Source organism: Rhodococcus sp. YL-1 (genome assembly GCF_001942025.1).
GTDB classification, from domain to species: domain Bacteria; phylum Actinomycetota; class Actinomycetes; order Mycobacteriales; family Mycobacteriaceae; genus Rhodococcus_F; species Rhodococcus_F qingshengii.
Window position 1 is genome coordinate 158542 of sequence record NZ_CP017304.1, and the last position, 22373, is coordinate 180914.

A 22373-nucleotide genomic window follows, 5' to 3' on the forward strand; every position below is an offset into this window, starting at 1 on the left:
ATGTCCCAGATGGGGGAGACCGCGATACTGCCGAAGCGGGTGAGGTCGCTGTAGCGGCGGTGTGTACGAGTGCGATCTAGTCGCGATCTTGCAAACGCCGCCTCGTCAGATCGTGACGCTACCCGTTTGAGTAATCCGGAGCTGGGTAGGTGCTCGTCATGGAGTCTTCGCGAATCGATGCTGAGATCACGTTGATGGTAGACGGCAGCAGCCACACCCTGACGGTCGACACTCGAACCACGCTGCTCGACGCGCTGCGGGATCGCCTCGGCGTGACGTCCCCGAAGAAGGGTTGTGACCACGGGCAGTGCGGATCGTGCACGATCCTCCTCGACGGGCGGCGCGCTGTTACGTGTTTGACGTTCGCAGTGGCACAGGACGGCGCACAGATCACCACGGCAAACGGTTTGGCGGGCCACGACGGTCTGCATGCCGTACAACAAGCCTTTCTCGACCAGGATGCGCTCCAGTGCGGGTACTGCACCCCGGGACAGGTGTGCTCGGCAGTGGGGATGCTCGACGAGGTGAAGGCCGGGCACCCCAGTCATGTCACGGAGGACCTCGATGCTGACCCGGATCTGGACGACGCCGAGATTCGAGAACGCATGAGCGGGAATCTCTGTCGCTGTGCTGCGTACGGCAACATCGTCGCAGCGATTCGACAGGTAGTGCAGTCGTGATGCCGTTCGAGTACCGACGCGCCGAGGATGTCGACGGCGCGTTGGCCCTGGTGACTGAAAACCCCGGCGCCGCCTTTCTCGGAGGCGGTACGAATCTGGTCGACCGTATGAAACTCGGCGTGACCAACCCGCGCATGGTGATCGATGTAAGTCGGCTGCCCCTCGCCGGAGTGGAGATGCTTCCGGATGGAGGAGTCCGCATCGGAGCGACAGTTCGAAACAGCGATCTCGCAGCCCACCCCGTCATCCGCCGACGATACGCGGTGCTTGCTCGCGCTCTCCTGGCCGGAGCTTCAGGGCAGCTTCGTAATGCCGCGACAACAGCCGGCAATCTGATGCAAGCTACCCGCTGCGTCTACTTCCAGGACGTGACAACTCCGTGCAACAAGCGGAAACCCGGATCTGGTTGCTCCGCCGTCGGCGGCTACGTGCGCTACCACGCAATCCTGTGGGGGCTTCCGACAAATGCATCGCCGTGCACCCGTCCGACATGGCGGTCGCGCTGGCTGCGTTGGACGCCGTGGTCGTCGTAAGGGACCGCCGTGGCGAGCACAACATTCCTGTCAACGAATTCTACCGTCTCCCTGGAGATTCACCGGAACATGACACAGTTCTGAAACCCGACCAGTTGATCGTTGCAGTGGAGCTGCCCGTGCCTGCACCGGCGGCGCTGTCGACGTACGTCAAGACACGCGATCGCGCCTCCTTCGCTTTCGCTCTGGTTTCGGTCGCCGCTGAGATCGAACTCGAAAACGGTATTGTCGCGGGCGCCCGAATCGCCATCGGAGGCGTGGCGCACCGCCCCTGGCGCGCGTACAAGGCGGAAGAGGTCTTGCTGGGATCCCCGCCTACCGAGGAAGTGTTCGTGCAAGCCGCAGATGCCGAGTTGGCGAACGCGAACCCACAGTCGGGCAATGCTTTCAAGATTCCCCTGACACGCGGCGTCATGGTTTCGGTGCTGAGGTCACTCACCACCGGAGGGCCGACGTGATGAGGATGATCGAACCGGGCTACCTGGGAAATCCGATGGAGCGTCTCGACGGGTCCGCGAAGGTCACGGGGACGGCGCTCTACGCGTTCGAACATCCCGTGGAGAATCCCACCTACCTGCACGCCGTCCAGGCGACGGTTGCGCGTGGCCGCGTCGTCAGCATGAAAACGGTACTGGCAGAGGCACTTCAGGGTGTCGTCGCCGTGATCACCGTTTTCGATGCCCCACGCTTGGCGGATACCGAAGACCGAGAGCTGTCCGTACTCCAGGACCCAGCCGTCCACTTTCGCGGACAATTCATCGGTGCTGTGATTGCCGAAACACCCGAGACAGCCCGTCATGCAGCCGGGTTGGTACAAGTCGAGTACGACGAACTCCCTCATGATTGTGAGCTACGAGCCGATCGCGACGACCTCTACGCCCCGGAGGACGTCAACGGATTCGCGACCGACACGACCGACGGCGATGTCGAGTCGGCATTCGTGGCTGCGGATGTGACGATAGATCAGACCTACACCACTCCACTCGAACACAACAATCCGATGGAACCGCACGCCTGCATTGCAATCTGGGAGGACGACGCCGAGGGTGGGCGGGCGTGCGTCACCCTGTACGACTCTACTCAGGGCGTTCATGTCGTTCGCGAGACCCTGGCGCCCATGTTCGGGCTCGAACTCGAGCAGATGCGAGTCGTGGCGCCACATGTCGGCGGAGGGTTCGGTTCGAAGGGATCACCTCACGCGCACAACGTATTAGCGATTCTTGCTGCCCGCAGGACGGCGGGGCGACCTGTCAAGTTCGCGCTCACGCGGCAGCAGATGTTCGCGATCGTCGGATACCGCACATCCACCATTCAGCACCTGCGCCTCGGTGCGAACTCCCACGGTCTTCTGACGGCGATGTCCCACGACGTAATCGAGCAAACGTCGAAGATCAAGGAATACGCGGAACAGACTGCTGTTGCCACCCGGATCATGTACGCCACACCTAATCGCTCTACCTCGCACCGGGTTGCAGCCCTCGATGTTGCAGTCCCGTTCTGGATGCGTGCCCCGGGCGAGACTCCGGGTATGTATGCGGTCGAGGTAGCGATGGACGAGCTTGCCGTAGCTTGTGGCCTCGACCCGATCGAACTTCGTGTTCGGAACGAACCCGAAGTGGATCCGGAGAGCGGAAAACCTTGGTCAGGGCGGAATTTGATCGACTGCATGTACGCAGGCGCGGAGAGATTCGGGTGGAAAGATCGGAGTCGGCGTGATGGACGACGTCCGGTGCGTGGTGGTCTCAGTCCGGACGGCAACTGGATGGTGGGTACCGGCATGGCAGCGGCAACCTATCCGGCAATGACGAACCCCGGTTCGAAAGCGCGCATCGTCTTCGGAGCCGATCGAATTTACACTGTTCAGATCGGGGCGGCCGACATTGGCACGGGAACCTGGACCGCTCTGACTCAGATCGCCGCCGATGCTCTCGAATGCCACATAGAGGAAGTTCGGCTCCAAATCGGCGACACCACATTCCCTTTCGCCACAGTTGCCGGTGGCTCCGCCGGTATCTCGTCGTGGGGCTCTACTATCGTCGCGGCTGCCCGTCAGTTCCGCGCGGAACACAGCGCCACTCCCCTTGCCGGCGTGGAGACGACAACTGAGACGCCGGAGAATCCGGAAGAGGACGTTTACTCCATGCATTCATTCGGTGCTCATTTCGCGGAAGCGCGCGTACATCGCGAGACCGGCGAGATCAGGATCCCCCGGATGCTCGGTGCATTCTCGATCGGACGCGCAATCAATGCAAAAACGCTTCGCTCACAGCTCATCGGAGGAATGACGATGGGATTGTCGATGGCGTTGCACGAGGAAAGCTTCCGGGACAACAGGTTCGGCCACGTGATGACTCACGACTTGGCGAGCTACCACATCAGCACAAACGCGGATGTGCAAGACATCGAAGCCTTCTGGCTCGACGAGACTGACGCACACGTCAACCCGATGGGATCGCGGGGCGCCGGCGAGATCGGGATCGTCGGGGCAGCAGCCGCTGTTGTCAATGCTATCTACGATGCTACCGGTGTGCGGGTACGCGACTTGCCGGTAACAGCGGACAAGGTCCTGTTCAGATGAGTCTTCGGACGACCGTAGAAGGTTAAGGAGCAAGCAATTCTCGAGCATCCCCTCATTCAGCGATGTGAAAGCATAGGCTTGATCACAGCTCTGAAAGGCGCAGTCGCCGTAGTCATCGCGTGGGTGATCGCGAACAGCGTCTTTCACAGCCCTGAAGCATTTCTCGCTCCGTACGCTGCACTCTTCATCATCGGGAACACCGTGCGGAACTCGATGCGGGTGGCCGCCCGCCAGGTCAGTGTGGTCGTCCTCGGAGTTGTTGTGGCCGCCGTCGCGGCGGTGACCCTTCCGACCGTCGCTGCATTGGCCATCGCAGCGGGTGCAGGAATACTCGTCGGCCGCATTCCGCGGTTGTCGCCTGACGGGATTTGGGTCGCCGTCACCGCCGTATTGGTCCTTCTGTACGGAACAGCAACCAACCCGTACTTGGTGATGCACCGCATTGGTGACGTAGTGCTCGGAGTATTCGTGGGCATCGCGGTCAATGCCGTGTTGGTGCCGCCGGACTATCTCTCCGACGCCAGAGACCTCTTGGTGGCACGTACGCATGAAGTCGCGGACATTCTCCGACAGATGGCCGCGGACGTGAAAGCCAGTGCTGGAACACAGGGTTCATGGCGTCAACGCGCTCTGTCGGTGAACAAATCCGTTGCCGCGGAGACCGCGGTGATGGACGGTGAAGCCAGCCTGGTCGGAAACTTTCGCAAACGTGGGTGGTTGCGTATAGGAGGATCCGAGTTGTTTCGCCCGGCCGCCGAAGCACTCGATCGAGCAGCGCTACATCTCATGGGCCTGATCCTTGCCGTCGAGGACGGCGATTTCAACGAGAACGGGAGTTTGCAAAGTGCCGTCTCGGAGTTGCTCGAAGCGATGGCCATAGCCTTTGCCGATGCGGGAAGAGGTCCGGTGCACGACCCTACCGACCATCGTTCCGTCACGACCTTGCCCCTTACGCGTGAAAGATTGACCGCACTCGAAAAGCTCGTGCAGCAGGGAACAGTCACAACGTCCGTCGCACCTTCGATAGTTCTCTCCAGCCGTGGGTTACTTGCGGCGCTCGCTGTCCTCGATCGAGAGGAGTACGGAAGCTAGGGGAGTCTCGACCGAGTTTCGACACCCGGCTCACTGGGTAGCAACTCGGGCATGGTGACACACACGGTTGATGCGGACGACGCGCGTAAGCCTTCCGATCCGACCGACCTGACGGCGCAGTCGTGGAAGTTCGTAGCACGACGTTCTGCCCGAGAGTTCACTCGCGATCAGTGCACCGATCTGGCGGCGGCTTTGACGTACTACACTGTGCTGTCACTGTTCCCGGCGCTTCTGGCGCTGGTGTCCCTGCTGGGAGTTGTCGGCCAGGGGCGTGCCAGTGTGGACACGGTGATGGAACTGGTAGCCGCTGTCGGACCGGACTCGGCCGTGGACACGATGCGTGGCACCGTCGAACAACTGGTGGCGGCCCCTACCGCCGGTTTCGCATTGATCATCGGTCTCGCGGGTGCGTTGTGGTCGGCCTCCGGCTATGTCGGCGCATTCGGGCGAGCGATGAATCGTATGTACGAGGTGGAGGAAGGCAGGCCGGTCTGGAAACTTCGTCCTCTGCAACTGGTCGTCACCCTCGCAGGACTTCTGTTGGTTGCCGCGGTGATCTTGATGCTGGTCGTCAGCGGACCTGTCGCCAAGGCGCTAGGTGATCAGCTCGGCATCGGAGACGGCGCGGTGACGACGTGGAATATTGCGAAGTGGCCCGTCATTCTGATCTGTGTCGCGTTGGCGGTGGCGGTGCTGTATTACGTGACTCCCAATGTGCAACAGCCGAAATTTCGTTGGATCAGCGTCGGAGCAGCACTCGCTATTGCAGTGTGGATCGTGGCTTCAGTCGGATTCGCTTTCTATGTAAGTCATTTCGGTAGTTACAACAAGACGTACGGTTCGTTGGCCGGGGCGGTCATCTTCCTCCTCTGGTTGTGGATCACCAATCTTGCGTTGTTGTTCGGAGCAGAAGTTGACGCGGAACTCGAACGCGGCCGGCAGTTACAGGCCGGAATCGAAGCCGAAGAATTCCTGCGGCTGCCTCCTCGGGACACCAGCGTTTCGGAAAAGAACGCTCGTCTGCACGCACACGATATCGCCGCCGGTCGCGAACTTCGCGAAACGCACGGCGGCGAAGACAACGAAGGGACGTCGACCATGACCGAGCGATCCGATAGCCGGGCAACCGTTCCGAGCACCGCGCCGCCGAAAACTGTCGACACAGAGGGCGTAGACCCGCACGCACTGTCGACCGTACAACTCGTCGAGCGCCTCACCGAGCAGGTGTCCGACCTCGTACGGGCCGAAATGTCGCACGCAGTAGCCGAAGTCAAGACGAAGAGCACCCGGTTCGGTGTAGGGGTCGGTATCTCCGGCGCCGGCGCACTGCTGCTGCTGTACGGCTTCGCGGTACTTCTGGCGGCAGCAGTACTCGGATTGGCCACAACCCTCGAACCTTGGCTTGCAGCTCTGATCATCGCGGCAATCGTGATCGCCATCGGAGCAATAACCGCACTCGTGGGAGCCAAACGAGCGAAGTCCGCGGCGCCACCACTTCCGGAAGAGACCGTCGAAAGCGTCAAAGCTGACATCGCTACTGCCAAGAAGGGCGTGAAATGAGCACTACCGCAGACGGACCCGACGAGAATGTTCGAGCCCAACGTGAGGCTCTAGCCGCAACCGTAGGCGCACTCGCCGAAAAGGCGAACGTACCGGCCCGCGTCAAGGGTGAGGTGTCGCGTGACGTGGAACGGGTAAGGCAGCGGCCTGCAGCCGTCGCGGCGGCGCTCGGTCTCTTAGTGGTGTTCGTACTTGTCCTCCGCCGCAGCAAGCAGCGTTCCCGCCTCACCAAGCACAACTAGCGAGCACTGTCGACGTTTGCGGCAACGATCGGCACGATGTCCGGATTCGAACAAGATTCCAACGATGAAGCTCCTTACAATTCTCCCGTCCGAAGCTTCGGCGAGCTATCTCCGTCTTCGATAGGTTCGCGACCTACGTCGGTGCACGGACCTCGCAGGGATGGTTCGTCGTAGTGTGCATGGTGATAGTGGTGCTATGGGCGCCGTCGTTCTTCCTCCTCGGCACCATCGACACCTGGCAACTGATTATCAACACTGTCACCACCATCGTGACGTTCCTCTTAGTGGCGTTGTTGCAGAACACAGAGAATCGATCCGACGACGCCGTGCAGCACAAGTTGAACGCCATCGCCGACAGCCCGGCCGATCTGATGAAACAATTCGCTCAGCAGCACTCCGAACTCGACCAAGATCTGCGCGAACTGCGACTTGCTGTCGGATTGGAAGAGCACGAGAGCGTTTCCTGAACGGCAGAGGCACCTAGCACTTGCAGAACGAGTCCTGCGATCTCGACTCTCGGTCTACTGGCCTGACACGCTGGTATCGGGTATCGGGTATGTGGTTCGGCGATACCGCTGAGTTTGCTGCCCGAGGTCCAACATCGAGAAGGGCTGGCCGTGTGTCCAAGAAGCCAATGGCCCTAACGCTTTTCAAGTGCTGTCAACGACCAACATCCGATCTCAGTTGGGCGATCCCCTACCGGAGCTGTGGCGCCCCGCGCGACTGCGTCAGCTACGAATTCGCCGCCCGTGGTGCTCTGGCGTGCGTGTCGAGGGGGAATCCAGGGTCCTTCGTAGACGAGGAGGTCGCATCCGCGGCATTGGGTTCGGAAGTAGCCTTCGCTCATCGATCGGGTTCCTTTCGTTATTTCTCGGCGACGAGTCTCGGCCGTGCGCGGAGGACACCGACGTTCACGATTGCGGTGGGAAACCGCAGCGTTGCCGCATCTGGGTAAGCGCTGCGATGTCTTGATCGCTGATCCGCGTCGCGTCCGCCCAGGCGAGGCTGTCTGCGTAGTCGCGTCGACGCTGTTGACGTTCCTCGGGTGTGAGAGCCGTATCGGCAGGATGCCGGTCCCCGGGGTCCGTATCGGTGTTCTCGAACTGTGCAAGGAACGTGGCGAGGACGGCGGCGTCACGCCGAAATTTGCTCAACACTGCTGCCTCGCCTCGACATGGCAGCAGTAGCGCAATCTCCACGACGTATCGGAGGCAAGTTTTATTACAGGCATGGGACGTGAGGCTCCATTCGGTCCCGACCTGATGAAGACAGTGCGATCTTTGCTCAATCCGGACTTTACCAGCGCATCGCAGGATCAATTATCTGCAGGATGAACGACGACGGAGAACGAAAACTACGAATGGGTGAACTCGATGCTGCAGACACGTTCATGACTACCGCTACATCGGGGGCGATGGAGGACCGGCGGGCTCCTCGGAAACCTTTTCGGGTCGTCCCTGACCCAGCTTGCCGCGTAAATGTGGAGCCTGCGGCTCGCGGTCTGTTCACGGCGCCAGTCGGTAGAGCATTCTCCGACGACGCAAACGGAAAGCGATTGTCTGCAGGCGGTGTGTTCGGAACGCTTCGACCCCTTCCTGGTCGTAGGGTCGACGGCGTCGCCGTGTTCTCGACCCAACGCCGACACGATGGCGCCAGGACTTGTCCGTCTCGCGGAGAGCGTCGAATGCCCTGTTCGGTGCGTTGCTTTTCGCCACGGTCCTCGGCGCGCCATGGCTCCGGCAAGCCTCACTCCCTGCTGGAAAGCCCCTTTGCGTTCAGGTCGTTTCTTGGACAATGATTCTGCAAGCGACGAGAGGGGCCGTCGTGGTGCGGACCAGCTTCGGTTAACGCAGCACTGGCTAGGGTTGTCAATGGATACTGGATCCCGAAATGTGAGAATTGGAACCATAGCTTGAACGCTGAAACACGTTACCGAACAACGCTTTCGCCTAAGTGTGACGGACGTTCACGCGATAGTTCAATATTCACAAACCGGACAGTCTGTGCTATTTTTTGATGACCTTTAATGCCTAATCCTTATCGAGAGGTTCAACTCGTATGTCCGCCACTGCCCGCCGCGCCGGAATCGTCGCCGCACTCGTCAGCTCCGCAGCCCTGATCGCCCCCGCCTTCGCCGGCGCCCTGCCCACTGGTTCGCTCGGCTCGGACGAGACGACGGCGCCCGGCGTCACGTGCGATGCGACCTCCACCGAAACCAGCACTAACGGTTGGGGAATCCCGTTCGACGACGAGAAGGATCAAACCGCTTCCTACTCGGCCGAGAATGTTCTCGACGAGGACGGCTCCCTCAAACTCGAGGTCGAGGGCGTCGAAGACCGATCCGTGTCGTACCACTCGGCAGGCGGTGTGAAGCTCGCCGACATCGTCGACACCGAAATCAGCTTCGCCGAACGCGCTGCCACCGCCAAAGCATCGTTCCAGCTGCGTCTGAGCGGCACCACCGGCGGCAAGTTCACCGACACCACCGGATTCACCACCCTCGTGTGGGTGCCTGACGCCACCGCGCCGGACACCACGGACGGCGCCGTCCATGCGCACCTTCAAGCCGGCAAGTGGTGGAGCACCCAGAACATCGATGGCGCGAAGGACTTCGCCCGCGTCGATCTTCTCGACATCGTGGAAGCGCAGCCGAACGCCGTCATCGATCACTACGGCGTCAGTATCGGTCGCGGCTCGGCCGCAACCTCCACCCTCGTCGACGCGGTGACGTTCAACGGCTGCACCACCAACTTCGCCAAGAAGGACGCCGAGCCTGAAACCGACACGGGCTCACTGGGTAACCTGGGCAACATCTTTGGCAGCTAAGGGAACGGCCGGGGCATGACATCCGGTGCGGTAGCTGTCACGCACGGCCACCGCAAAAACGAACTGGAAGCCCCAAGTCAAGGAAGGGGGAGCGGAACTCGGTGTATCCGGGGGTCCGCCCCTTCTCACTCCGCTGATTGTCACTACCATTCAATCGATACTTTCTGAGGAGTTTTCATGGGATCTTTCGACGCCGCATCGCTGAGCACCGACTCGCTCGAGGAACTGAATCTTGTCAATGGCCACGAAGTTCTCCCCGTAGGCGGCCAGTAGTTCTCCCCGCTGGTGGCCACGGGTTCTCCCCGGTGGCGGCCAGTTGTTTTTCCCCACCCGCTTTCTGATTTGGGTTAGCTGAAGGGCTTCACCCCCTTGCCGGTGGTGGCTTCGGTGAGGCGGAAGGAGTCGCCGTCGGTGACGACGACGTGCGCATGGTGCAGGAGCCGGTCAACGGTGGCGGTGGCCAATGTTTTGGGCATGATCTCGTCGAAGCCGGAGGGGTGCAGGTTGCTCGAGACGGCAATCGCTCGGCGTTCGTAGGCAGCGTCGACGAGGCGATAGAATCCTTCGGCGGCGTCTTCAGAGACCGGGAGCAGACCGATGTCGTCGACGATGATCAGGTCGGAGCGGATGATCCTCGTCAGGGCTCGGGCGATGGAGTCGTCGGCACGGTGCCGGCGGACCAGGGCACCGAGGTCTTCGATGGTGAACCAAGACACCGCCAGCCCAGCTTCGACTGCGGCCTGCCCGAGTGCCTCGGTGAAGTGAGACTTGCCAGTTCCCGAAGGCCCACAGACGCAGAAACATTCACGCCGCCCGACCCACTCCAGGGTGCGGAGCGCGTCCTGGGTGGCGCGGGGAATCGACGATTTCGTTTCGTCCCAGTCGCCGAAGGTCTTGCCGGTAGGGAAACCCGCGCGTTTGCGGCGAGTGTGCAGGTTCGCCCGGTCCCGGCCGGCGGCTTCCTCAGCGAGGAGAACCCGCACGACTTCGGCGGGGTCCCAGCGTTGGGCTTTCGCGGTCGGGATGATATCGCTCAAGGACCTGCGGATATGGGGCAGTTTCAGGCGTTTAGTCAGGTCGATCGCCTCGGCCAACGGGTCGCCGTTAGCGCTGGTAACAGTGCGCAAAGGGGTGCTCATCAGGCGTCATCGCTTTCATCGTCAGTAGTGGCTGGGCTGGCCGGCGCTGGTGTCTGGCCGAAGGTGGACCAGGCGGCGGTGCCCGGTTGCAGAGTGTGGTTCTCGCTGCGACGGACCGGATCAGCGTGTTCGTGGGTGACTTGGTAGTCGAGGATCGAGATCAGGTCCCGATCGGCGAACCGGCCGGTCATCGCCGCCGTCCCCAACGCTCTGTCGACTGCGTCCGGGGAGTGCAGCTTCGAAAGGTCCACGGCCTCGGCCATCTTCGCCCTGATGCGGCGCGCTCCCGCGGCGGCAGCCTCGACCAGCCAGCTGTTGGCACCCTGGCCCAACTGTAGGAAGGCGAGCTCGGCGGCGGTACGAGGCTTGGGCACCCGGTCGGCGGCGTCGCGGTCTGGGCGGGGTGGGTAGTGGTCGTTGTCGAGGACCGGTGAACCGGGTTGGCCGCGGCGGTGCCGCGCGACTTCGACTGCACCGCCATCATTGTCGACGGCGGTCACGATCAGCTCCTCACCATGGAAGCGGGCCCAGACCCGAGTGTCGATCAACGTGTGCGGCACCGAATACCGCACCCCTTCCACCGAGATCGTCGACTCCCAGTTCACCCGCCGGGTAGTGCCGAACACCGCGGTGAACGGAGATTTCGGCAGCGGATGCAGCCGCTGCAACTCTTCGGCCAGCCGCTCGACCGGCCGCCGCCGAGTAGAGCTGTGGACGCGGGTGTTGACGTCGGTGCAGAACTGCCGGCAAGCCGACTCGAGCTCACCGAAAGAGTGATACTGCTCGCGCAGGTTCACCTCCTTCGGCAACAGGTCGGCTTTGGCGATCCGCACCGTCGCCTCACTTCCTCCCTTCGACTCCGGATCAGCAGGTAAACACGTCCGCAGCGTCGTGCCGTAATGCCGTGCCACCTCCACGATCTCCGGATTGCGGACCGCGATCCCGGCCACGTGATCGATCGTCGCGGTCTTCTCGTTGTCGGTGAGGACATAGACCGGAACCCCGCCCAAGCGGCGGAATGTCGCATCCAAACACGCCGCCACCGTCGGCAATGTCTTGTCCCAGATCGGGATCACCACCCGAAATCGCGACCACGCCAACCATGCGCAGAACAACGTCGTCTTCCGGCCGGAAATCGTTGGCCCGTCACCGAAGTCGTACTGTAACCACAGCCCAGGTTCGGTTACCCACGGCCGATACACTCGCCGCCGACCAGCCCGAAACTGGGCCTTCGCCTCCGCGACCGTCCGGCGCGTGGTCCGCTCACCGCCGGTGAACCCCAGCGCGACGATCCGTTCGTGGATGACATCCGCGCGGACCTTGCCCTGCGAGCGGACCACCAACTCCTCGATCTTCGGCAGAAAGTCGTCGATCGCCCGCGCTCGATGCCGCCGGCGGTCCGGCGGCTGCCCCGCAGCGCGCATCTGCACATACCGGGCCACCGTGTGGTGATCACACCCAGCCAGCTCCGCCGCCGCCCGATAACTACCCGTGAGGTCGTACGCCTCCAAAATTTCCATGATCTCCCTGCTCGATTTCATCCACCCAGCGTTGCCGGGACCGAATCTGACTCACAGCAGGTGGGGAACTATCTGGCCGTACGCGGGGAGAAACCATGGCCACAAAATGCGCCATAAATGGCCGCCAGTGGGGAGCTTACGATGGCCGTCGACAGAATCTCGGCAAGATCAGCGAACTGCTGAAGCTCGGCATCACTGCCGTCTCTTTCATCACCGCCCTGAACTCGCTCAGCTGAGCGAACTTTCGGGCTGACACCGAACCGAAAACCTGCCGGAGTATGAGTTCGGCACGAGGTGCTCCCTGCGCGTTGGGGCCGAACTCCACGGCCCTACGTGCAGGGAGCAGTTCAGTTATTGAGTAGATAGATATCAGGGGAGCAGAAGCGGTCATTCCTGATCACGGTCCATAGGCGCCGGCAATAAGGAATACGTAATATCCACGGTGAGAAGAGATTTTAGCTTTCCGGTACCCACCACTGTCTAGGCTGAGACGTGTGATTGTGGGCGAACAAGTCTCGCTGCGAACACCTTCCTGTGGTCCTGTGGGGCTGAATCTCGGGTCAACAAATGGCCGTGCATCTTCTTGAGGATGCGGCGGCGCGTAGCCCCGATTCGGGTGCCGACCCTCAGCGGTGGCCCGATCCGTCGCCAACGTGTTAGGAGAATGCGGCCTGCACCGCAGTAATGGTCTTCCTGGCTCAGCCCCTCGTACTGCTTTAGTATCGTCGACCAGCGCCCCACCGCACGGCTCCAGGTCCTCAATTCAGGTGTCGATAGTGAGTCGCCAGACTTTGTATGCACGATAGTTTGTATGCACGATGGATGGATGCCGCGATCAAGCCCCTTTCCGTTTGGGCGTCTCTTCGCGAAGGCAACGAGCGGTTTGTCAACCACGCGTCCATGCCCTCGACAACGGAACTGTTCCGGACGGCTTCGTTCGCTGTGTGGTCGAGCGTGATTCTGATGGGCAGCAACGAAGGCTTGTCCACCGTCGACGAACTCGAAGGCCGTCACGTCGTGGAGACCGGCTCGCTGATCATGCAGAGGACGCGGATCATCGCCGACAAGGTGGACAAGAGTGCGTGCACGATCGGCGGCGTCACGTACACGTTGTCCGACGGTCACATGCGAGTTCAGGGCACAGTCGGCGACATCGGGAGCATCTGATCCGCGAACGAAAGTAACGTGCGTCGGTATCGTCCGGGTTGAGTTGCAGCATTTCGAACCTTGGCCCGATCTCCGCTGAACTGCCTTCCGTCGACCTCGGAAGCATCGCGGCAGACGGCCTCAACCTCGGCGGTGTGACCGGCGACCTCGGAGCAACGGTGCGGGTGTGGATGAGTAGCCGGGGTAAGTGAGTGTCATCGGCGCGTCTGCGCTCGAGCGTCGTCCGCGGCGGTGCTGAAAAGCTCGAATTTCAGGGTGCCGACGGATCCGTTTTTGGCCCTGGAGTGTGAAGCGAGTGCAAGAGCATACGGATTTCGGTGCGGTGGTAGCGGCGGTGACCGCCGATGGTCGAGGTAAACCCGATTTTTCCTTCGTCAGCCCAGCGAGCGACTGTTTTCGGAGTTACACGAAAAAGTTCGGACACTTGTTTTGGGGTGAGTAAGTCTTCGGAGCCGATATCAAAGGCAGCGGGAGGAGGTGGCGGTCCATTGCCGCCGCTGCTTTCGTGCTGAGCGGAGGCTGGAGTCGACCCGTTCAGTCCCATGATTGTCCTTTCGAGGAGTCGACGGTGCGTGATTCTTTCTGACTCGGATGCCCGGTATCGGATCGAACTATTTTTCTGTAGGCGGTGAGCAGATATTTTTCGGCAGCGGTGTAGTCGGTGATCGGGGTGCCGTCTGAGTCTGTGGTCTGGGCGATGAGTTCGAGGTAGCGGCGGCGGTATAGATAGGCATCGGGTTGCTGCAGCAAGAATTGCGCGGCGGCGATGACTTCTGGACTTGGCGCTGCACGTGCGAATCTGGCGTGAGACTGCAGGTGGCGATCTATGTCGTTGTGCGGGTACGGATCTGACTCTGTATCTGTTGGGTCGTGGGCGTTCATCAGGTCGTGCTCCTGGCGTTGATTCGTTCTGTGTCGCCGTCGTAGTAGTCCAACAATCTCTGATCCATCACTCTCCGTAATCATCCGTCAATTTCGCGAGGCGGGTCCCTGTATGACCTGCCTATACCTTCGTGTTCGTTGGCGCACCCCCGAGTCGCGCTCTCAAGCAAAGCCCCGCGAGCGCAGCCAGTGGGTGCCCCGCTGTGTCATCCGCTCGGAGCACTCATCTTGTGGAGTGCATGTCCATCGCGTTTTCGGCGGCTACGAAATTTAGCCAGGAAACGCTAGCCAACAAACTCGTAGTAACGTCACTGCAGGTGGTGACCGTGTTTTCGGTGCACTCAGTGCGTCAATTCGTCCTTCTTGGCGCGAGCCTTTTCGAGCGCCTTCTCGGCGCGCTTTCGGGCACGCTTACCCAGCACCTCGGTCTGCTCCGACGCCGTTTCTGCCCACTCGTTGCTCTTTTCGAGCGCGAGTTCGGCGAACTCGGAGCTGCGCTTGCTCGCCAGCTCTGCCAGTTCGGCGCTGCGCTCACGTGCGGTCTCGGCCAGTTCGGAGCCGCGCTTCTGCGCGACTTCGAGGATGTCCGGGCCGCGTTCTTTGGCGACCTCTCCGAATTCAGCGGCACGCTTGCTCGCGATCTCCGCGAACTCGGAGCTGCGCTCCTTGGCAAGTTCGAGCCAATCCGTGCCGTGCGCCTTCGCGGTTTCGGCAAGTTCGGAACCGCGTTCGGACGCCACCGACAGAGCGTGTTCGACGCGATCGCTCGTGTGATCGGTCTGCGATGCGACCAACGGAAGTGCCGCGGCGATAGACGCCTGAGCCTTCTTCGCGGCGCGGCGGCCACGCCAGCCGAGCGACGGCTTGCCCTCGGTGTCGACGGACGCGATCATCAGTCCGCCGAGCAGGCTGACATTCTTGATGAAGTTGGTCCGCTGCATCGCTCGCAGTGACGGATCGGTTTCGTTCCAGAAGTCGTGACCGGCAAGCGTGGTCGGTACCAGGCTCCCCGCGAGGACCAACGACGCGAGCCGCGGCGCCTTGCCGGTGGCCAGCAGGGCACCGCCGCCGATCTGGACGGCGGCGTTGATCTTGACGAGTGTTTCCGGATCAGCAGGCACCTTCTGCGTCACTGCTCCTGGCAGCGTCTCGACGGATTTGTCGATCAGCGGTGACGCTTTGGCTGCTCGCTGAGCGGGGTTGCGCAAAGCATCGATTCCCCCGGCGATGAAGATCGTGGAAAGCAGGGGACGAGCAATTCGACGTACCAGCATGTTTCAAGCCTTCCAGAGTGAGTGCGACATTCGGAGATAACCACTCTCCGCGGGGCCTCCCGGCAGGTTGCTCAGCTGTACTGAACTCTGTCGACAGGCGCCCTCAAAAAAGTGGAGGTGGGATGTGTTTCAGTACCCCTCTTGCAGGAGGAGGTGGTCCTGGTAGTGGTGCATGATCATCGGTTGAGCCAGCCAGATGTCCCAGGCGGGAGTTAGGCCGGGGTATGTAGGGCATTAATACCAAACTTTTCGACCGCCCACAGAACGACCCATGGTGCCCAGAAGTGTCAGGATTGCGCCGACCACCACCAAGATGATGCCGAATGTCGTCAAAATATCGATTGCGGTGAAGTAACCGATCAAGGCCAGAATGATGCCGAGGACAATCACAGTGATTCCTATTCTCTCGCGAGGTTCTCGCTCTGCGCACCGGCCGGCCACCAGATCCGTAGGTGCGAGCGAGGCAATAGACCCCAGAATCTATACCACTCGACACAGATTATAGGCAACATTGAAGCCAGATGTAGGGAGGTGGCGCCTAAGCGCCGACCTGGCCGGCCAGGTCGGCGGTGTTTGGCGAACATTGAGAAACGCCCTAGCTAAGGGCCCACCGACACGGAGCGCGAGCAAAGTCTCGGTGGGCGGGCACGCGCCCGCCGTGTCGGCAACGGGCGCGAAGTTATGGTGGTCCACCGACCTCAGGTGTGAACATCGGGTCGGTGGACCGTGCGTGTCGGAACCGGCGACAACTCCGACACTCGGACCGAGGACCCGCCGGGACGGAGTGGGGGACTCAACCGGCGGGTCAATATCCTCGATGCCCTGGTGCCTTGTTCTACAAACATGTACACCCCGCCGTATTTGTCGAGCAGGCATAGAGGGGCCTAGCAGAAACCGATCAAGGCGGCGGACAGCACTCCTGATGTTGGCTGTGTCGTCCAGAGATGCCTGTTGCGGCAGATGAGCGTCATTCGGCCGTGCGTCCGTAGGTATATCGCCGCGTTCCTAATACTTGACTGAGAGCGTGCAGGTCGGCCCTCGTTCGAGGCTGGCGCGGGTGGGTGTGGGGCCGAGAATGTTCATCTCGATCACGCCGGCGGAGCGCGGCGGAGCGAAAGCCTCACGCCCGCAACTCGTTGCCATTCTCAGCGGTTGCGACTCGGGTAGACGTTGGTGATCACTCGCCGCGAAGTGGCGAGATCCTGGTGTCGGTCTACGGCTGATGTCGATACCGACCGGCTGTTCGATAACGCCCTTGCATCCGCTGCGGCAATCAACGAAACTTTCCCGGCGGCCAGTCAGTTCAGGCGGTGAACTGGAGTAGAACTCGAGCACGGTAATAGACAGCGGACCTCCGCATTGAAGGTGGTCGCGTCCGAGTTCGGTTCCGACGACGGGCACAGTGCTCACCAATCGACCATAGGCTAATTCCTCGAACGCGCATCCCTACTGGCAGGCAACGCATCCCGTCGCACCAATGGGACCGGTAAGTCTGTGTCGCGATGTATGTGTCCGCTGCGTTTACCGTCGCGTTCTGCAAGCGGGTCACCGAGTGTGTGAAGAACATGCTAGTTCTGAATGTGTCGACCGCAGTAGCTAGAATGAATTCTAGTTAATTTCGGAAGGAGTCTCCGTGGACATCGCTGACCAGAATGGCACAACGCCGAGCGCCTCGACGGCAGAGATACAGTCGGGCAAGGCCCTGCCGCCCTCGATGATCGAGCGACTGACGTTGATTCTCGACGCCTTCGGCGGCCAGGCGGCCCGGATCACGCTCGAACAGGTTGCATGCCGTACTCGATTACCGCGCTCCACTGTCCACCGCATCCTCGATCAACTCGTCACCTTCGGGTGGGTCGAGCACGCTTCGTTCGGATACTGCCTCGGTCGCCGTGCTCTCGGGGGAGGGGGCGGAGAGGGGAACGGCTTGCTTCGTGAAGCGGCCGCACCGTTTCTGCACGAATTGCACCATCAGACCGGTATGGTCGTGCATCTGACCGTCCTCGACGGCCCCGACGTTGTCTACCTCGACAAAGTCGGCGGGCGGTTCGCCGCTGCAATCCCGTCGCGTGTCGGGGGTCACGCCCCCGCTCACTGCACCGCCGGCGGAAAAGCGATCCTGGCGTGGATCGCCCCCGAACGTGTCGACGCTCTCTTCGGCGCAGTCCTTTCTCACGGTACGGAAAACACCATCACAGACATCAATGTTTTGCACCAGGAACTGAGTCGCATCCGCCGGCGCCGCGGTGTGGCCTTCGAGCGAGAAGAGGCAGCTCGTGGCGTGGCCTGCGTCGCGGCTGCGGTTCGCGGATACGATAACCCCGTCGGCAGCATCGCGCTGTGCGGCAACAACAGCTCTGCTCAGCTCGAACGCCTCGCCCCCTTGGTCGTCCACGCGGTCCGTGAGATTTCTCGATCGTTGTACCCCGAATCGGACCATTCCCGTAGACCACGGAAGGCACCTTCCGTTCCTGCGGACACGTTCTCTGCAGAGACGATGAATCGCCTCCTGGCGGCATCACCGGAAGACTGGACCTGACGTATCTCGACCGATCGAGTCCGCGGTGCCAGTATCTGGACTACATTCTCCGGGAACTCGCTGACGCATCCCTAACTCCTCGACCACGATGGATGCTCTCGCTTGTTGACATTTGCCGCAGTTTACCGTCGATGATCTTAACATTCTTTTTACGGGGTTAACACGTTGCGCTGCAGTAAATTACGTTCTCAGTGACAGTGGATTGTCATGTCGCGGTGCGGTTATCGTCTGGATTTACAACCCCCACAGCCGTTTTGTGTGATCGTTGGTGTCTGCCGCGAGCCTCGGGCCTCCGGACAGCGGGCAATAGGAGGCGAAACTGTTCGTTTGGGTCACGTCCTTCGTCAAGCAGTCGCAACAGCACCTTGAGCTTCTTGGCGAAGGGCTATCGTTCGGATAGGGGGAAAAGTTTATGGGAAAGTGCACTTCTCGGGGAACAGTCTCCGGTTCGAAATCGTGTAGTCGGTCGGGTGAGATGTGGGCTGTGGTCTGGCCGAGTAACTCCGCAATATCGGTCCACAGTTGAGTCCGTGCATACTTGGTTATCGAGAAGGAAGGTATCGTCAGGAATCCGCGGGATATCCCCTCCTAGTTGTATGAGGCGCGGACGTTGGTGACGCGGTGCCGGCGGTTAGTGTCTGGGACACGGCCTGTGTACTACTCCGCGATGATTGTGTCTCTCAACAACTGCGTATCGCTCGCACAGCTTGGCTTGGTGAGCGGCAAACTCGCGAGGTGCCTCCGAAGGCGCTTGGACATGGGCAAGAATGTGGCGAAAGTGAGACTGCCCGAGACGGCTGCCCCGACCAACGGAACGATCTTGGCCGCACTCTTGGCGAAGATCTGCTTGGTCATCTGGACGCCAAGAACTGTCGCGACCTTCTTGACTATCGGATAGATCGTGCCCTTGGTCAGCGCTTGCTGCGGGAGCTTTTTCGCCATCTGCTTCGCGATCAGCGCCGATACTTGCGCTACGCCGGCCTGCGCCGCATTAACCCCAAACATGACGCCGATGAACAGCGTCAGCATGCTTTCGGTCGCGGCGTCCATACCGTCCCCGTCAAACAGATCCGGCCAGCTGTAAATGTAGGCAAGCTTCTGAACAACGCGTAGGAGGTGACCATAGTATTGCGCGACATCGGCAGGGACAGTGCCGAACGCTGCAAATCCACCCGGAATGCCCGCCACAGCCGAGATCGTCGTTACTTTGCCTGTCTCGTACTTGATCACGCTGTTAGCGATCTGGTCGATCACACTCAGCGGAATGTTCGCTTCTGCGGGGGTCGTGGCAATCGCGCGGGCGATCTGGTCGTCGGAACAGAACCGCTTCAACTCGCTGCGGAGGAACGCTTCCCTATCGATCCGTACCCCAGGCATTTGGGCCGTTGCCCGCAAGGTTTGCTCGAACTTCGATATTGGCGCGATCTGATTGCCGTTGGCCATTGGGACAACCTACTGCAGTACTGCACCCGTCCGATTCCGCCGTCCGATTCGTGCCGTCTGGTGCATGCCAAGTTGCTGCAGCGGCTTTTCTTCACTATTTAATTGGCCATCTGCGACAGCGGGGTTGATGCGCGCTGTCAGTGCGAGCATCGCAGCCACGGATCACGGATCTCGGGTGGGGTGCCAGAGAGGTCAACGGAGTCTGTTGTAGACGTGGACCGCGGTGAATGGACCGGGCGTTACTCGTGGCCGGACGTTTTGGTGGCCCTTGCTGTCTCCCTGACTAAGTGGTTCCGAAGCCGATCGCAGGTGGTCCTCCTCTATGAACAATCTCGCGACTGGTAGTTCGAGCTCCCGAACCCCGCGCCGTCGTACCAGGTTCCAGCCATGAACCCGAAGGTTTTCCCCGTTGGCAACAGTGGCAGTTCCTTCGGATCGATTTGGATGACAACATCCTGGTCGTCCCGAAAGATTTTGATGTTCTTCGGTTGCTCTATACCGGTGCGCCCGTTGTCTTCGGAGAGGTATACGGCGAATCGGTCTTCGGGCCGGATTGACAGGTAGTACTTGTCAAACGCCCTTTCACCTCGAGACAACATGCTTTGTGTCTTGGACAGGGTTAGCTCCAAGGTGGTGACCGGCGTTCGGAGAACTCCGTCGGTATTCGGTGTCTTGTTTTGTGTCGGGACGGGGTCGAACCGTGCACGAAATTCCACCAGCGCATCGTTGTTCTCTGTCAGAGTGATTGATTTGATGATGGCGGGCGGCGTTTTGACTGCGTACTTGCCATCACCGCCGTACCAGTCGCAGGTGATGGAACGCGGGCCTTGCTCGGTCTGCAATTCCAGCGGATCCGTTCGGAAGGCGAAGTAGCCGACAGTCGAGGCCGCGGCAAGAAACAGGCACGCAGCGAGCGCGAGTATCGACCACTTGGATCGAATCCAATGCGGACCAGCGGCCTTCTTGGTGGGTACAGATGTCCCATCCGAGGACGTGACCTTTTCGATTTCTTCCCGGTACTGAAAGTCGTTCGCCTGCAGCGGTTCACTGCGACCGGATGTCGTGGTGGGCCCCGCGGGTGCGCTGATGGGTAGGGGAGTGGATGTCGGGGTTCCCGACGCGGGTGCCCATTTGTCGACCCAAGTCTGGCCGTCCCACCAACGGAGAGAAGGCGATTGCGGATCTGGATACCAACCTGGAGCAGGGTTGGGTGGTCCGGCGGAATGTTCAGGCACTGGTAGATGTTAGATGTCGACTTCGTGCGTCTATGCGGATTCTGGATGTCGACAAACTCACAAGTCGAGTAGGTAACGAAATCCTGCGAAGGGCGATTTTCAGCGCAATGCTGCCGGAAATGTTCGGCGATTTCTGATCGATGACTCGCGAAGGCGCCGCAGTGCCGGAATCGGCAGGAGATCGTCGGGCGGACGGGCTCGGCCACATGACGTCCAACAGCCCCGCCCACTACCACTAAAGGACTAACCCGAAAGAACTAATTTCTCCGGTAGATGAGGTTTGTCCGATTCGGCCTAGCACAAACCGTCCGGTCTGTGCTAATTTTCCCGGAGCTTTACTTTCCCCCTGTGAGAGGCGTCAATTCGCATGTCCAAGAACACTCGTCGTACCGGAACCATCGCTGCCCTCGTCGGCGCGGCCGCGCTGATCGCGCCGGCTTTCGCCAATGCGGCACCGACCGGTTCGCTCGGCTCCGCAGATCCGGGGGCGGGCTTCACGTGCTCCGCGACGTCGACCGAAACCACCGTCAACGGATGGGGCATCCCGTTCACCGACGAGAAGGATCAGACCGCTTCCTACTCGGCTGAGAACGTCTTCGACAAGGACGGCTCACTCAAACTCGAGGTCACCGATGTCAAGGATCGCTCCGTCTCGTACCACTCGGCAGGGGGTATCAAGCTCTCCGATGCCGCAGCGAAGGAGATCGGGTTCTCCGAGCGTGCCGTCACTACCAGCGCCGCGTTCCAGTTGCGTCTGACCGGCACCACAAGTCCGGCCGACAACGGTTTCACGACTCTGGTGTGGATGCCGAGTCAGAATGGCGCACCCGTTACGACGGACGCGGTGACGCACGAGAACATCCAGGTCGGACTCTGGTGGAGCACCCGCACCATCGGCGGCGCAGCCAAGGGCGTTCCCACCTCACTCGATGCCATCGTCGCAGCTAATCCCGACGCCAAGGTCGAGCACTACGGGGTCAGTGTCGGCACCGGCTCAGCCGCCTCGAGCGTCTTCGTCGACGCAGTGAAGCTCAACGGATGCACGACCAACTTCGCCAAGAAGGACGCCGACCCCGAGACGGGCACCGGCTCGCTCGGCAACATCTTCGGTAGCCTCTCCTGATCTGAGGCTCCACACAAAAAAATCAGGCCCACTCTCTCTCCACGCGAAGAGTGGGCCTGATTTTTACGTGACTGCGAGTGAAGATGGAAAGAGGGCACGGATCGCGTGCCACCCAAGTGTCGCGCTGCTACTCGACGGTTTGGCCCGATGAGGAAGGCCCATTCGGGTTTTGCGAATGGGTGATGTACACGATGTTGTTCGTGGGTAGCCAATATGGTTGCAGTAGAACTGATTTCAACGTTTGAGCTGTGTGACGACGCTATTCGCCGAACTGAACGTGGTCGCGACCATGGAAGGATGCTGAGATGCGTACGTTGATCGCAGCGGGGGCTGCAACCTTCTTGATTGGCGGTCTTATCTGCGTTGGCTTCGTGCTTTGGTGGCTCGGACAACCGACCCATTGCTCTTCGTACGCACCTCTGACATCGCAGATCACGGATCCGACCAACTTACCTACGATCTCCCTCTGCCCTGGCAGTGATGAGAGCCCGACGCTGTATCTCATCGTCGGGCCACTGGCCAGCGCTGCGGTCGGAGCGC

Annotated in this window: 21 protein-coding genes and 2 pseudogenes; 13 read left to right on the forward strand and 10 right to left on the reverse strand. The window is 60.8% G+C overall.

The genetic code is table 11. From position 1 onward, the window contains the following. The first annotated feature begins 173 nt into the window (after positions 1-173). The 7 genes and pseudogenes from BH682_RS34810 (at position 174) to BH682_RS34840 (ending at position 7152) form a co-directional block, all read left to right on the forward strand. On the forward strand, positions 174-680 hold the full coding sequence (locus BH682_RS34810) for a 2Fe-2S iron-sulfur cluster-binding protein (RefSeq protein ID WP_029256721.1): 507 nt from the start codon (positions 174-176) through the stop codon (positions 678-680). After that, positions 677-1671 (forward strand): annotated as a pseudogene (locus BH682_RS34815) (FAD binding domain-containing protein). Before BH682_RS34810 ends, BH682_RS34815 begins: the two are co-directional and overlap by 4 nt. Further along, complete coding sequence (locus BH682_RS34820; RefSeq protein WP_075836627.1) at positions 1671-3791, forward strand: xanthine dehydrogenase family protein molybdopterin-binding subunit; 2121 nt, start codon at positions 1671-1673, stop codon at positions 3789-3791. Before BH682_RS34815 ends, BH682_RS34820 begins: the two are co-directional and overlap by 1 nt. Before the next feature lie 78 nt (positions 3792-3869). Continuing rightward, the gene (locus BH682_RS34825; RefSeq protein WP_075836629.1) at positions 3870-4883 is read left to right on the forward strand and encodes an FUSC family protein; all 1014 of its coding nucleotides are present in this window, start codon (positions 3870-3872) and stop codon (positions 4881-4883) included. Positions 4884-4934: 51 nt separating this feature from the next. Continuing rightward, positions 4935-6443: a YhjD/YihY/BrkB family envelope integrity protein gene (locus BH682_RS34830; protein ID WP_075836631.1), complete on the forward strand. Its 1509-nt coding sequence runs from the start codon at positions 4935-4937 to the stop codon at positions 6441-6443. Next, positions 6440-6685: a hypothetical protein gene (locus BH682_RS34835; RefSeq protein WP_024488114.1), complete on the forward strand. Its 246-nt coding sequence runs from the start codon at positions 6440-6442 to the stop codon at positions 6683-6685. Before BH682_RS34830 ends, BH682_RS34835 begins: the two co-directional genes overlap by 4 nt. 107 nt (positions 6686-6792) lie before the next feature. Further along, positions 6793-7152 carry a low affinity iron permease family protein gene (locus tag BH682_RS34840; RefSeq protein WP_047270675.1) on the forward strand — a complete coding sequence of 120 codons (360 nt, stop codon included), beginning with the start codon at positions 6793-6795 and terminating at the stop codon, positions 7150-7152. 444 nt (positions 7153-7596) lie between these two features. On the opposite strand, the gene BH682_RS34845 is transcribed toward BH682_RS34840, so the two are convergent. Next, positions 7597-7842, reverse strand: a complete 246-nt coding sequence (locus BH682_RS34845; RefSeq protein ID WP_075836633.1) for a hypothetical protein — start codon at positions 7840-7842, stop codon at positions 7597-7599. Between the two features lie 901 nt (positions 7843-8743). Between BH682_RS34845 and BH682_RS34850 the strand changes: the two genes are divergently transcribed. Next, complete coding sequence (locus tag BH682_RS34850; protein ID WP_047268962.1) at positions 8744-9511, forward strand: hypothetical protein; 768 nt, start codon at positions 8744-8746, stop codon at positions 9509-9511. Between the two features lie 347 nt (positions 9512-9858). On the opposite strand, the gene istB is transcribed toward BH682_RS34850, so the two are convergent. Then, positions 9859-10650 (reverse strand): IS21-like element IS1415 family helper ATPase IstB, encoded by a 792-nt coding sequence (istB, locus tag BH682_RS34855; RefSeq protein WP_003944771.1) that lies wholly within the window; start codon positions 10648-10650, stop codon positions 9859-9861. Continuing rightward, positions 10650-12191 (reverse strand): IS21-like element IS1415 family transposase, encoded by a 1542-nt coding sequence (istA, locus tag BH682_RS34860; RefSeq protein ID WP_030538069.1) that lies wholly within the window; start codon positions 12189-12191, stop codon positions 10650-10652. The genes istB and istA overlap by 1 nt, the downstream gene beginning before the upstream one ends. Positions 12192-12265: 74 nt before the next feature. Here istA and BH682_RS36565 point away from each other — a divergent pair, with 74 nt between their 5' ends. From BH682_RS36565 to BH682_RS36200, 3 genes and pseudogenes are all read left to right on the forward strand, one after another. Next, positions 12266-12406 (forward strand): hypothetical protein, encoded by a 141-nt coding sequence (locus tag BH682_RS36565; RefSeq protein ID WP_198174651.1) that lies wholly within the window; start codon positions 12266-12268, stop codon positions 12404-12406. A 666-nt stretch (positions 12407-13072) separates the two neighbouring features. Beyond that, a pseudogene (locus tag BH682_RS34870) lies at positions 13073-13337 on the forward strand (carbonic anhydrase); the annotation flags it as partial. A 38-nt stretch (positions 13338-13375) separates the two neighbouring features. Next, on the forward strand, positions 13376-13528 hold the full coding sequence (locus BH682_RS36200) for a hypothetical protein (RefSeq protein ID WP_155419132.1): 153 nt from the start codon (positions 13376-13378) through the stop codon (positions 13526-13528). Between the two features lie 59 nt (positions 13529-13587). Here the strand turns inward: BH682_RS36200 and BH682_RS34875 are convergent, their stop codons facing one another. From BH682_RS34875 to BH682_RS34890, 5 genes are all read right to left on the reverse strand, one after another. Next, positions 13588-13881, reverse strand: coding sequence for a BldC family transcriptional regulator (locus BH682_RS34875; protein ID WP_080961020.1), 294 nt, complete (start codon positions 13879-13881; stop codon positions 13588-13590). Beyond that, a complete protein-coding gene (locus BH682_RS36570; protein WP_190287619.1) occupies positions 13872-14219 on the reverse strand; it encodes a hypothetical protein in 348 nt (115 codons plus the stop codon). Before BH682_RS36570 ends, BH682_RS34875 begins: the two co-directional genes overlap by 10 nt. A gap of 341 nt (positions 14220-14560) precedes the next feature. Further along, positions 14561-15493, reverse strand: coding sequence for a DoxX family protein (locus tag BH682_RS34885; RefSeq protein ID WP_003944048.1), 933 nt, complete (start codon positions 15491-15493; stop codon positions 14561-14563). Positions 15494-15727: 234 nt separating this feature from the next. Next, the gene (locus BH682_RS36575) at positions 15728-15883 is read right to left on the reverse strand and encodes a DUF6131 family protein (protein ID WP_087503835.1); all 156 of its coding nucleotides are present in this window, start codon (positions 15881-15883) and stop codon (positions 15728-15730) included. A gap of 615 nt (positions 15884-16498) precedes the next feature. Beyond that, positions 16499-16903: a hypothetical protein gene (locus BH682_RS34890; RefSeq protein ID WP_143542554.1), complete on the reverse strand. Its 405-nt coding sequence runs from the start codon at positions 16901-16903 to the stop codon at positions 16499-16501. Positions 16904-17126: 223 nt separating this feature from the next. Between BH682_RS34890 and BH682_RS34895 the strand changes: the two genes are divergently transcribed. After that, the gene (locus BH682_RS34895; protein WP_047270445.1) at positions 17127-18032 is read left to right on the forward strand and encodes an IclR family transcriptional regulator; all 906 of its coding nucleotides are present in this window, start codon (positions 17127-17129) and stop codon (positions 18030-18032) included. A gap of 657 nt (positions 18033-18689) precedes the next feature. On the opposite strand, the gene BH682_RS34900 is transcribed toward BH682_RS34895, so the two are convergent. Continuing rightward, positions 18690-19475, reverse strand: a complete 786-nt coding sequence (locus BH682_RS34900; protein WP_047270446.1) for a membrane protein — start codon at positions 19473-19475, stop codon at positions 18690-18692. Between the two features lie 320 nt (positions 19476-19795). Then, on the reverse strand, positions 19796-20710 hold the full coding sequence (locus tag BH682_RS34905; protein ID WP_047270447.1) for a DUF2510 domain-containing protein: 915 nt from the start codon (positions 20708-20710) through the stop codon (positions 19796-19798). A 367-nt stretch (positions 20711-21077) separates the two neighbouring features. Here BH682_RS34905 and BH682_RS34910 point away from each other — a divergent pair, with 367 nt between their 5' ends. After that, on the forward strand, positions 21078-21833 hold the full coding sequence (locus BH682_RS34910; RefSeq protein ID WP_047270448.1) for a hypothetical protein: 756 nt from the start codon (positions 21078-21080) through the stop codon (positions 21831-21833). Positions 21834-22373: the final 540 nt, after the last annotated feature.

Coding starts and splice junctions, on each gene's coding strand:
- BH682_RS34850 (WP_047268962.1), top strand. CDS start 8,744: ATGTCCGCCACTGCCCGCCGCGCCGGAATCGTCGCCGCACTCGTCAGC.
- BH682_RS34875 (WP_080961020.1), bottom strand. CDS start 13,881: ATGGGACTGAACGGGTCGACTCCAGCCTCCGCTCAGCACGAAAGCAGC.
- BH682_RS34910 (WP_047270448.1), top strand. CDS start 21,078: ATGTCCAAGAACACTCGTCGTACCGGAACCATCGCTGCCCTCGTCGGC.
- BH682_RS34820 (WP_075836627.1), top strand. CDS start 1,671: ATGAGGATGATCGAACCGGGCTACCTGGGAAATCCGATGGAGCGTCTC.
- istA (WP_030538069.1), bottom strand. CDS start 12,191: ATGAAATCGAGCAGGGAGATCATGGAAATTTTGGAGGCGTACGACCTC.
- istB (WP_003944771.1), bottom strand. CDS start 10,650: ATGAGCACCCCTTTGCGCACTGTTACCAGCGCTAACGGCGACCCGTTG.
- BH682_RS36570 (WP_190287619.1), bottom strand. CDS start 14,219: ATGAACGCCCACGACCCAACAGATACAGAGTCAGATCCGTACCCGCAC.
- BH682_RS34835 (WP_024488114.1), top strand. CDS start 6,440: ATGAGCACTACCGCAGACGGACCCGACGAGAATGTTCGAGCCCAACGT.
- BH682_RS34830 (WP_075836631.1), top strand. CDS start 4,935: ATGGTGACACACACGGTTGATGCGGACGACGCGCGTAAGCCTTCCGAT.
- BH682_RS36565 (WP_198174651.1), top strand. CDS start 12,266: ATGGCCACAAAATGCGCCATAAATGGCCGCCAGTGGGGAGCTTACGAT.
- BH682_RS34900 (WP_047270446.1), bottom strand. CDS start 19,475: ATGGCCAACGGCAATCAGATCGCGCCAATATCGAAGTTCGAGCAAACC.
- BH682_RS34885 (WP_003944048.1), bottom strand. CDS start 15,493: ATGCTGGTACGTCGAATTGCTCGTCCCCTGCTTTCCACGATCTTCATC.